At 35.9% G+C, this 11,965-nt stretch carries 9 protein-coding genes; 7 read left to right on the forward strand and 2 right to left on the reverse strand.

From position 1 onward, the window contains the following. Nucleotides 1-8 precede the first annotated feature (8 nt). The 4 genes from ACFSR1_RS22765 (at nt 9) to ACFSR1_RS22780 (ending at nt 3,924) form a co-directional block, all read left to right on the forward strand. Nucleotides 9-1,001 carry a DKNYY domain-containing protein gene (locus ACFSR1_RS22765; RefSeq protein WP_378295325.1) on the forward strand — a complete coding sequence of 331 codons (993 nt, stop codon included), beginning with the start codon at nt 9-11 and terminating at the stop codon, nt 999-1,001. Between the two features lie 71 nt (nt 1,002-1,072). After that, on the forward strand, nt 1,073-1,867 hold the full coding sequence (locus ACFSR1_RS22770) for a DUF6503 family protein (protein ID WP_378295326.1): 795 nt from the start codon (nt 1,073-1,075) through the stop codon (nt 1,865-1,867). A 507-nt stretch (nt 1,868-2,374) separates the two neighbouring features. Next, nucleotides 2,375-3,496 (forward strand): pyridoxal-phosphate-dependent aminotransferase family protein, encoded by a 1,122-nt coding sequence (locus tag ACFSR1_RS22775; RefSeq protein WP_378295327.1) that lies wholly within the window; start codon nt 2,375-2,377, stop codon nt 3,494-3,496. A 110-nt stretch (nt 3,497-3,606) separates the two neighbouring features. Next, a complete protein-coding gene (locus tag ACFSR1_RS22780) occupies nt 3,607-3,924 on the forward strand; it encodes a hypothetical protein (RefSeq protein ID WP_378295328.1) in 318 nt (105 codons plus the stop codon). A gap of 58 nt (nt 3,925-3,982) precedes the next feature. On the opposite strand, the gene ACFSR1_RS22785 is transcribed toward ACFSR1_RS22780, so the two are convergent. Both ACFSR1_RS22785 and ACFSR1_RS22790 read right to left on the reverse strand, forming a co-directional pair. Next, nucleotides 3,983-5,275 carry an amidohydrolase family protein gene (locus ACFSR1_RS22785; RefSeq protein ID WP_378295329.1) on the reverse strand — a complete coding sequence of 431 codons (1,293 nt, stop codon included), beginning with the start codon at nt 5,273-5,275 and terminating at the stop codon, nt 3,983-3,985. A 25-nt stretch (nt 5,276-5,300) separates the two neighbouring features. Further along, nucleotides 5,301-8,291, reverse strand: coding sequence for an amidohydrolase family protein (locus ACFSR1_RS22790; RefSeq protein WP_378295330.1), 2,991 nt, complete (start codon nt 8,289-8,291; stop codon nt 5,301-5,303). A 1,485-nt stretch (nt 8,292-9,776) separates the two neighbouring features. On the opposite strand from ACFSR1_RS22790, the gene ACFSR1_RS22795 reads away from it, so the two are divergent. From ACFSR1_RS22795 to ACFSR1_RS22805, 3 genes are all read left to right on the forward strand, one after another. Then, the gene (locus ACFSR1_RS22795; RefSeq protein WP_378295331.1) at nt 9,777-10,169 is read left to right on the forward strand and encodes a hypothetical protein; all 393 of its coding nucleotides are present in this window, start codon (nt 9,777-9,779) and stop codon (nt 10,167-10,169) included. 1 nt (nt 10,170) lies between these two features. Further along, complete coding sequence (locus ACFSR1_RS22800) at nt 10,171-10,656, forward strand: hypothetical protein (RefSeq protein ID WP_378295332.1); 486 nt, start codon at nt 10,171-10,173, stop codon at nt 10,654-10,656. 74 nt (nt 10,657-10,730) lie between these two features. Then, on the forward strand, nt 10,731-11,965 hold a 1,235-nt coding region (locus tag ACFSR1_RS22805; RefSeq protein WP_378295333.1), incomplete at its 3' end, for a matrixin family metalloprotease.

An 11,965-nucleotide genomic window follows, 5' to 3' on the forward strand; every position in this document is an offset into this window, starting at 1 on the left:
AAATTATTATGATAATAGCCGCAATACTCCTGATAATTGGATCTTTGTTTATTTACGGAGTCTATCGCTTTTTTAATCCTTTTGGAAAAGCTGTGAATAAAGAATTATCAGATTCTTATTACTACACAAGAGATGGTGAAGGAATTATCTATAGCCCAATGGGGAATTGGTTTTCATTAGGAAAAGACGAAATGCAAGTAGATTTAGCCACTTTTCAGGTTTTAGGAAGAGATTATGCCAAGGATAAGCAATATGCATATTTTAAATCCAGAATTATAAATTCTCCGATAGATGTTCCTTCTTTTCAGGTGAAAGCTGGTTTCGTTCCTATGGATAAAAATCACGTATACATATTGACAGACGATCTTTATTATCTGCATGACTCTGATGAAGAAGGTTTTAAAATTTTAGAAGGAGCAGATGCTGAAACTTATGAGCCATTAGGATATGATTTTGCAAAGGATAAAAATTTCATTTATCGCAATAATCAAATATGTACCGAGGTAGATCACGGATCTTTTGAAATCATCAATGATCAATTTTGCAAAGACAAGAATGGGGTTTATCACTATTATTATGGTAAACCTTTATTAAAAGTTGAAGAAGCGAATCCTGCTAAAGTAATATCGCTGACATCTTCACATATTCGTGATGATCAAAACGTGTATTTTTATCTTAGTCACAGAGGTTTTGAAAATATAGACAAAGTAATCATACTTCCATTTCAAGATAGTGAACAAATTAGTTTTTTCGAAGATCATTCACTTCTCAAAATAGACAATCAGATCTTTTATGAAGGATTGATTATCGAAGGTGCAGATGCATCCACCTTTAAAGACATTGAATACGGATATGCAAAAGATGTGAACCACGTATTTTTTCACGGAAAAATTATTGAAGGAGCTGATGTGAATACTTTTAAGTATAATGATGTTAACTATACTTTTTCGGATAAAAATCATATCTACGAAGCAGGAGAAGTTGTAAAGAAAAAGAATTAGTAGGTTTTAGTTTGTAAGGTTGTGAGTTGAATGCGACTATGGTTTACTTAAATCATAACCTAAATTCAATAATGAGAAAAATAACAATATTTACACTCGCGATGGGCATTTTGTTTTCCTGTAAACAAGCTCCAAAAGAAGAAAAAGAAATAGCCAACGAACAACCGGTAGAAGAAACTACACCAGATCGCTCCAAGGATTTTCCGGCAGATATAGCTGCAGTTTTCAAAGCTCACGGAGGCATAGAGACTTTTGATCAACAACATACATTGGTTTTTGAACTTTCGAATCCAGAAGGTAATGAAAAACACACGACAGATCTCAAAACTAGACACGCTCGCATTGAAACCGATAAATTTGTATTGGGTTTTGATGGGGAAGAAGCTTGGATAGAACAAGATTCTACCTATTTTAAAGGAAACCCTCGCTTTTATCATAATTTGATGTTCTATTTCTACGCAATGCCATTTGTATTAGGTGATGAAGGTATTTCTTACCAAAAAGTTGATGATCTGAAAGTTGGTGATGTGTCATATCCCGGTTATAAAATATCCTATGGAGAAGCAATTGGTGATTCCCCAAAAGATAATTATTTCTTGTACTATGATGCTGAATCCTATAAGATGAAATACTTGGGATATACGGTAACGTTTTTTAGTAAAGAAAGTAGTGAAAAGATAAGTTTGATAGAATATACGGACTGGAATGATGTGAATGGATTATTACTTCCCAAAACACTAAAATGGAGAGCATATGAAGAAGGTGTTGTTGGTGATGTCAAAAGTGAAAGAAAGTTTGTGAATGCTTCTACAAGTTCAGAAAAAATGGATGCATCTATATTTAGTAAACCTAGAGAAGTAAAATAGGAGGCCGTCTGAAAAGCAAAAAACAATATGATTTGTCAGTTTGACAAATGTGAACTGCTTTTTAGACAGCCTTTTTAAAAGCATAAAGAGCTCTACTATTTAAAACCGGTAGAGCTCTTTATTTTTTTAGTAAAACAGATTTTTTTTTGAATATCCGCAACCTTTCATGGTCTATTGTCTCCTCGAGCGCAGTCGAGAGGTTGTTAACCTAACCAATTTAAGATTAGGTCTAGACTGCGCTCGACCTGACTGACATTCCATCTATAATTATGATTCATTACAGATAATCAGTTTTTTTTTGATAAAAATTTACATGGAATTTTTAGGATCCGACAATTTTATAAAAGAAATCCGCTTCTTTATTGCGAAATAATCATTGCGAATAGGCTTTTTAACAAGAGTACTATAAAGTCATTTTAAATACATTTTTAGAATTAGTTAATTTTATATCCTTTATTTAATTCTATTTACGAAAACGATATAGTAACACACGCAAAAACTAATTTTATGTATACAGAACTTACTACGAGCAACAGGATACTTATGGGACCAGGACCATCAGATGCACATCCTAGAGTGCTTAAAGCAATGTCCACACCCTTGATAGGCCATTTAGATCCCGAATTCGTAACGATTATGGATGAGGTTAAAACGATGGTACAAGAAACTTTCCTGACAAAAAATCACATGACATTTGTGGTTTCTGCTCCCGGAAGTGCCGGTATGGAGACTTGTTTGGTAAATTTATTAGAACCGGGAGACGAAGTAATTATCTGTATTAACGGAGTTTTTGGTGGTAGAATGGCGGATATCGCAGAAAGATGTGGTGCAAAAGTTCATAAAATTGAAAAAGAGTGGGGAACTGTTGTTACTCCGGATGACATAAAAAAAGCATTAGATATTTGTAAGAAACCAAAACTCGTTGCATTAGTTCACGCAGAAACTTCTACAGGCGCATTGCAACCACTTAAAGAAATAAGTGATTTGGTACACAATGCAGGAGGTTTATTGATGGTAGATGCAGTGACTTCTTATTGTGGAATGGAATTAAGAGTGGATGATTGGAATATTGATGCTATTTACACAGGAACACAAAAAAATCTAAGCGCTCCTCCGGGATTATCTCCGGTAAGTTTTTCAGACAGAGCTTTAGAGGTTTTAGAAAATAGAAAAACAAAAGTACAAAGCTGGTTTCTGGATTTAAGTCTGGTGAAAAATTATTGGGGTGGTGCCAAACGAGCATATCATCATACTGCACCGGTATCTTCTGTATATGCGCTAAGAGAATCTCTGCGAATTGTACTGGAGGAAGGTTTAGAAAATAGATGGAAACGACATCAAGAGGTTCATCAGGTTCTAAAAACTAAATTGGAGAATTTAGGATTTAAATATTTGGTTGAAGAAAAATATAGGTTACCTAATTTGAATTCAGTTTTTTTGCCTGAAGGAAATGATGAAGCATTACTACGTAAAAAATTATTGAATGAATATAATATTGAAGTAGGAGGAGGACTGGGAGCGTTTGCCGGTAAAATATGGAGGATTGGTATTATGGGAGAAAGCTGTACGCTCAATCATGTAAATATGCTAATAAGCGCACTTCAGGATATGAAAGAGTTTAAAAGTTAAGATACTCGAAAACGGGGTGAAGAATTTCACTGAAAACCGGGTGTGATATTGGATTAAATTTTACAAATTTTGTAGAACAAGTTATTTTTAATCTCTTAAAACCTTATTCAATGAGTTCTATAAGCAATGATCAAATGGTCGTAGAAATCTTAAACTTTTTTTATCCTAATAACACCATTTCAGAATATAATGTCACTGATGATTTAGGTGATCTGGCAGCAGAAATGTATGCAGAAGCGTTGGAGGCTTCTAATGCGATGCATTTAGTGCCAAGACCTACCTATACGCCATCATTTTCCTGGTTGGTGAAAGAAGGTGTAAAAGCATTATGGAGATCAAGAGGAGAAGATGAAATCTACGAATCCGTTAGAGTTACCGTGGCGCTTAAATATAAAAGCAAACATCAAATGGAGAAACTGGGAATCTAAAAAAAAAAGAGGCACTTTACTCAAGTGCCTCTTTTTTTTGCGGTAAATTTGTTTTTAATTATTTACCGTATTTGTTACTATATCGTTTCCAAAGTTCCGTTTGATGGCTCTCTAAACTTATATCTCTACCTTGAATAAAAGCTTTCTCCAATTGATTTGTTCGCATATCCAAAGCATCACCAATACTAATAAATAACGTTGCATCCTTACCAACTTCCAAGGTGCCTACCATATCATCTATACCTAATATCTTGGCGCTGTTACCAGTGATCAGTTGCAGCGCTTTCTCTTTGTCTAATCCGTGTGCAGCAACGGTGCCCGCCTGAAAAGGAAGGTTACGTGCATTGGCACGTTCCATCTGACCGCTATTTTCTAAGGCAACCAATACTCCTGCATCCATTAATAGTTTTGCATTTTTATAAGGTAAGTCATAGTCATCATCTTCGTAATCCGGAGTGGAATGAGTTCTTGTTAATAATACAGGAATATTTCTTTGTTTTAATTGGTCAGCAACTTTGTACGCCTCATCTGCGTGTACCAGGACCACATTTTTGATACCTTGTTCCTGAATAAAACTCAATACATCTAGAATAGCTTTTTCCGGACTCACGTGTATAAACAACCTTTGTGAACCATCAAAAATATTTTTCATAGCCATATGTGGTAAGTGTTCCTTACCCGAATCAGATTTTATCGTGGCTTTTGCCTGATTTATAAAATCAGAGATTTCTGTAACTTGTTCCTGATATTTTTTATTTGGCTTAAAACCAGGATCTTCTCCTAACCACCATCTCCCTCTACTAAAAGGACTAGGCCAGTTAAGGTGTATACCGTCATCAGTTTTTATTGCCGCATCTTCCCAATTCCAGGCATCCAACTGTACAATAGATGAGGTTCCGGATATCCATCCTCCGCGTGGAGTTGTTTGTGCGATCAAAACTCCGTTAGGACGCATACTCTCCACAATTTTACTTTCGGCATTATAGGCAATAATACTTCGTATATGAGGATTAAAACCTCCAATTTCACTATCGTCATCAGTAGCTCTCACCGCTCCAATTTCTACCAATCCGAGTGTGGTATTAGGAGCAATAAAACCGGGATATACGTGTTTGCCGGATGCATCAATTACTGTTCCTTTGGTGGGTACATTTCTACCGGTTCCAACAAAGGTTATTTTTCCATTTTCAAAAGCAATCATGCAGTTTTCAATAACTTCTCCATTACCAATGTGCGCGGTTGCACCGATAATAGTGATTGCTTCCGTTTGCTTTTTAGCAGGTGTTTGCTGCGCTGTTAGGTTTCCGAAGGCAACCAGTACGAACAACAATATATATGAGATATTTTTCATCTGTTTTATTTTTAATCCAGGTTTTTTAATGAATACTTTCTAAGGTGTTACAATGAAAATGTTGCTTTTCCTTTTTCTTAGGAGGTTGCGTTTTCAAACCATTGTTTTTTGCTTTAAGCAGCATAGTGGAGAGTTGATTTCTCTCTTGTGCAATCGTTTTTCTCATTGCTTTATCCTTTTCCAGGTCAAAATAAACCGCACCTTCTATCAGTGTTTTTTCAGCTTTTGAATATACCGATAAGGGATGATCAGTCCATAAAACCAAATCAGCGTCTTTACCTACTTTAATACTTCCTACGCGATCATCTATATGTAATAGTTTAGCAGGGTTTAATGTTACAAACTTCCAAGCGTCTTCTTCGCTAACACCTCCATATTTTACAGATTTTGCTGCTTCTTGGTTCAGCCTTCTAGACATTTCTGCATCATCACTATTAATAGCAACAGTAACCCCTTGATTATGCATGATCGAAGCATTGTAAGGGATAGCGTCATTTACTTCATATTTGTATGCCCACCAATCAGAAAACGTTGATCCACCAACGCCGTGAGCCGCCATTTTATCAGCTACTTTATAGCCTTCAAGTATATGTGTAAACGTATTTATTCTAAAATTGAACATCTCAGCAACTTTCATCAGCATATTGATTTCACTCTGCACATAAGAGTGACAACTGATATAGCGTTTACCGTTTAGAATTTCCAGAAGGGTTTCCATTTCTATGTCTTTACGATATGGATTTCCACTATTCTTTAGTTGCTCATAGTTTTTAGCGCGGGTGAAATAATCAATATATACTTGTTCGACTCCCATACGTGTTTGTGGGAAACGAATTCTTTCTGCATCGCCCCAATTACTCTGTTTCACATTCTCTCCAAGAGCAAATTTTATAAATTTAGGAGAATTGTTGTAGATCAGATTTTCTGCGCTTTCTCCCCATTTTAATTTGATAATGGCAGATCTACCTCCAATCGGGTTTGCAGAACCGTGTAGGATCTGAATCGAGGTTACTCCACCAGCCAGATTTCTGTAGATATTAATATCATCTGGAGACACTACATCTTCAATAGTTACTTCTGCGGTAGAATTATGACCGGCTTCGTTGATGGCAGCAGCGGCGATATGAGAATGCTCGTCAATAATACCTGTAGTTAAGTGTTTTCCGGTGGCATCAATAACCTTGGCATTACCTGCAGAAAGGTTTTTTCCGATAGCAGCTATTTTTCCATTTTTAATCAATACATCCGTATCCGTAAGAATTCCATCAGATTCATTGGTCCAGACGGTTGCATTTTTAAACAATACATTTTCAGATTTAGGGAGTGTGCTGGTACCATATGCGATATTGGGGTAGGTAACAGGCAATACCTTTGGATCCTCTTTTTTGTCTTCCGGTTTCTTTGGATCTTCTTTTTTATCCTCCTTTGGTGGCTTTTGTTTTGCAGTAAAGGTTGTTTCGGCTCCGTTGGGCAGCAAGGCTTTTCCGGTCCAATATTTGGCATTGTTATTTATGGAAGTAACAATTCTGGTGTATTCGGTTTTTGTGGTGTCAGCATCAGTAAATATGATGGATACCCAATTATCTTTGTACGTAATTTTACTTCCTAATTTGGTTTCTCCAAGTTTTATTTCTGCTTTTGGTTTTGAAGGTTTTCCAGAGATAGAGAGATCGTATGTTTTTCCGGCAAGGGTTACATCATACGTTCCGTTAATATCTGTGGTATTCATATCATTGACTATGTTTTTATGACCTTGTACCCAATTTTCATAAATCATATTGTCTTTAGAAAACAGTTCATTGCTGGTAATTAAGAAGTTTGCATAGGCACCTTTTTTTAAAGTACCTAGTACATCACTTTTTCCCAGCATTTGAGCCGGAATTGTAGTAAGTGATGCCAAGACCGTTTTCTTGTCTAAACCGTGTGCTATAGCTTTTTCAATTCTAGCATTGAGGTCCGCTATTTTTTTTAGTTTATGCGTGGTTAGTGAAAATTGAATCCCATTTTTTGCAAGAACGGATGGGTTAGATGGAGCCTGATTCCAGTGGCGCATATCACCAAGACTTACCAAGTTGGCCATATAGGGATCCGAAACATCATAAGCTTCCGGGAAATCAAGTGGTATGATATATTTGGCATTGGTAGCCTTCACCTTGTCTATTCTTGCATATTCATCACCGCCACCAACAAGGATGTATTGAATATTAAACTGATCTCCAACCTTATCGGCTCTAAAACCATTAATCCTGCTTCCAGCTTCAAAAATCTGCGGTAACCCTTTATTATTATGTAGCGCTTCTAAGGATAAGTCTTTATTATTTATGTTTCCTTTGGCATACCAATCCGCATCCAGATACACCTGTCTCAATAAGGCCATCGCTCCCATTAAAGAAGTTGGGTAGGCCTGGTTGCTTTTTTCGCTTTTGGAGAAAGAGAGGAACTGTGCAGAAGCATCACTTAGTAAACGTTCTCCTTCTGTCCCCTCGTTATTAAGAGCAACCAGCAAACCGGTTCCTCTAATGATCCCGTCAGGCATATGGGTGTTTAAAGTTCCGAAACCTTCTTTGATATACTCATCAGCTTTCTTTTTATCATAAGTAAAGCTATGCAAAGGATTTGTTTCCGGACGGATATGGTCGTTCCAATAATAACCTTCTCGACTGGCATCATATTGTGGATTCCTTCGAAAAGAGTTTCCATTTTTTTTAGGTTTCTTAATTCCGAAGTCCGTAAAAGGATCAATAAAGGAGGCATAGATGTGCTTGCCTTGTAAATCTACTACGACACTGTTTTTTGGAATAGAAAGGTTCGTTCCTACTTCTTTGATTTTTCCTTTCTGGATAATTAACATTCCATTTTTGATCTCCGTTGTGGGGGAGGTATGAATGGTTGCATTGGTAAAAACGGTATAATTAGAATTAGATGTTTTCACACCATCATTTTTAGGGAAATATTCTTGAGCAGAAATCGTAAATCCCATACATATCACAAAGAGTGATAAGAATAGTTTTTTCATAAGAGTTAATGTAAAGATGAATTCGTTTTTAAAGATAACTGTTGCCAAAGAAAGACCTTACAAATTAGTATTTTTTTAACAGGAAAGGGAGTTTGGTTGATGGTTTGTGGTTTCTGGTTGACAGTTGTTGGTTGATTGTTTATTGTTTGTGGTCTGAAGACGGAAGGCTGAGGCTCTCGAAGCCTGAATTGCCCTTCGGCTTCGCTCAGGGCACGCTGTGTCGAGGTGTTCTCGAAGCCTGCGCACTGCCAACTAAAAACTGCAAACTGACAATTGAGGTGTCACACTGAGCCCTTCGACTCCGCTCAGGGCACGCTGTGTCGAGGTGTTGTTTAGGGTTGAGGGCTGAGGCTCTCGAAGTCCGAGTTACAAATTAAGAATTAAGAATTATGAATTATGAATTATGAATTACGAATTATGAGTTATGTCGATAGTTGATGGTCAATGGTCAATGGACTAACAACTGAGGACTGAAGCCTGAGGTGTCACACTGAGCCCTTCGACTCCGCTCAGGGCGCGATTTGTCGAAGTGTTGTCGAAGCCTGCACACTGCCAACTAAAAACTGCAAACTGACAACTGAGGACTGAGGACTGAGGTGTCACACTGAGCCCTTCGACTCCGCTCAGGGCGCGATTTGTCGAAGTGTTGTCGAAGCCTGCACACTGCCAACTAAAAACTGCCAACTGACAAGCTCGAAGTCCGGATGAAGAAATACGAAAGTAGAAATTGTAAAATAATGACTAATGAATTGCGAATTCTATTTTGCTTGACAAGAAATCTCATCAAGGATATAAGGGAAAAAATCAGTTAATAAAACGAATTACAACTAAATTTTGAATAAATTTTCCCTTATCTAAAAATTAAAACCATAGTAAAATAAGGTGTTCCCAGAGGTCTGATTAAATTTTACGGTTTTACCGTAAACAATGTACGAGTTTATTTTATAGTTTTACACCACTTATCGTAACCCACCCCACATTATCAAGTTAGTAAAACTTTATTCTGACTAGTTGCATAGCAACGCGGTCATGATAACTAGTTGAACTAATCCCGCTGTAGAGCGGGATCTTATTAAACATTTTGACAAGTTAATTAATCAAGCAGTTATGGTAAATAACTGAACTAATCCCACAATAAAGTGGGCACTAAAATATTGTCTGTGGTTTTCCACAAAGGAAATCAGGATAGGAATACTAGTTTTGAAAGTAAGAGCTACACATATCCAACGATAGAGGAGATATATAGGTAACTCTATTTAAAAAGTATGATATAAATATATGTACGGTAAATATAAACATGTTAGGCACCAATCCATATAAAAACCCTATAATTCTGATGGTTGATGTTTATTAAAAAGGATGAGAATTTAATCAATTTTTTAGAAAATTTGACATAAATTTAAATAAGGAAACATCAACATAAAAATTAGAAGTTAAGTAGAATTAATAAAAGCTAAAATTAGCTATTTTATCAATGAAAACTATATGAATCAAGAAGAACCAGAAGATTTTACAGGACAAACTTTTGATACACCGCTTTACATAAATGGTAATCTTGAAACTAATCCTCAAATTTCAATTCCTAGAATTCCTTTCCTTTTAGAACGTTACGATTTTGATAAAATAATTAAAAGAGAAAGTTTTTGGTTGAACATAGCAAATACTCTTTTGGGAGCGGTAATTGCATTATTTATAAATATGATAGCCAAATTATTAGGCAATAAGATAAATTCAGAAATACCATTTGATGAATGGGAGGTTTATGCATTTCTTATTGCACTAATTTTAATGATTATTAGTTATTGTATTAATAGATTTGTTCCTAATGAAAAAAGGAGAATTGTAAAAAAAATTAAAGACCACTTTGAAAATTCGTGAAATGAACATCAAAACAAAACTACCTAAAAATTATATACCTCTTACCGAATTAGAAGTTTGTTCTAATAAAATAATTGGTGGTGGGAGTTTAATTGGAATCAATGATTTTGCACCACTTTTAATTGGTAAGGGTGAAATTCCCAAGGTTTGGCTTTATACAAAAATTGATCAAAATAATTGGGCCCCATTAATTATAAACAACGAAAGTCAACACTCTAAAATAAAAATATTGACTGACATAACTTCTCGAGAAATAACAATAAAGACTCATGATACAATAATTATTCACGGAATTATGAGCAATGACAACTCTTGTTCAATAGATCAATTGGATCTGAGGCCAATTGGATTAATGTTTTATGGAAATGTAGAGCAGCTGACTATAGGCGATTCAAATTTAAAAGGAAATACATTTAATGGTATTTCCTTTATGATAGGAATTGATGATGAACAAGCAAATGAAAAGACAGGTGCTAGCACTATATAACAAAACATAGTTGCCCTTCGGGACAACAACGTTTGTTATATTTATCGTTATGCCCAATTAAAAAAGAAAAAAATATGAATCCAAAACCAATGTATAAGCTGAAAAGTCCACTTGAAATTGGTGACAAAGGAAATGATATCGAAATTCTACAAAAGTATCTAAATACATTTGGATACTTGCTGATAGAAAAAGAAGATTCAACTTTCAAAAACATTGCAATTTTAGGTGTTTTTGATAGCCCTACTCGAGCTGCTCTCATTTCTTATCAAACTTTCTTCGGATTGGAACAAACAGGAGAATTTGACATAGCTACTAAAAAATCAATGTCTATTCCTAGATGTGGTAATCCCGATGTAAGGCAAGGACGTTCTAACAATTTTGAAGTTGATGGTCGAAGATGGAATAAGACTAACTTAACATACACAATAACAGAATTTACTTCGGATTTAACCCAGAATCAAATAAGAACTGCTATTCATCAAGCTTTTGACTTATGGTCAAATGTTTCACCTCTTAATTTCACCGAAATTGATCCAAATCAAAGTCCTGATATAGTTATTAGGTTTACTCAAGGAAATCATGGTGATTGCTGTCCTTTTGATGGACAATTTGGTGTTTTGGCTCATGCTTTTTTTCCACCACCCAATGGTAGTTTTGCAGGTGATGCTCACTTTGATGACGCTGAAACATGGACGGTTAATATTCCTAATCAAGCAAATACTTTTGACCTCGTAACAGTAGCTGCTCACGAATTTGGACACTCTTTAGGTTTAAGACATTCTTCTGTATTTAATTCTATTATGTGGCCAAATTATAAGGGTATCCAGAGACATTTAGATGAAGATGATATTCTAGGAATTACTTCACTATATCCTTTTCCTATTTGGCGAAATGTTGCCACTAATGACCCTGCTTGGTCAGACGGTAGTGGATGGAAAGATATTAGCAATTACTCAACAATCCAAGCTGTAGGTGTAGGAAACGACCTTTATCTTGTTGCTAGAGCAGATGCTGCAATGATTACTTTAAGATATGATCGTAATACCGACAAATGGGTTTCTGTCGCTAATAATGACCCTGCTTGGTCAGACAGTAGTGGATGGAAAGATATTAGCAATTACTCAACAATCCAAGCTGTAGGTGTAGGAAACGACCTTTATCTTCTTGCTAGAGCAGATGCTGGAATGATTACTTTAAGATATGATCGTAATACCGACAAATGGGTTTCTGTCGCTAATAATGACCCTGCTTGGTCAGACAGTAGTGGATGGAAAGATATTAGCAATTACTCAACAATCCAAGCTGTAGG

The organism is Aquimarina rubra (assembly GCF_042684305.1).
In the GTDB taxonomy this organism is placed as follows: Bacteria; Bacteroidota; Bacteroidia; order Flavobacteriales; family Flavobacteriaceae; genus Aquimarina; species Aquimarina rubra.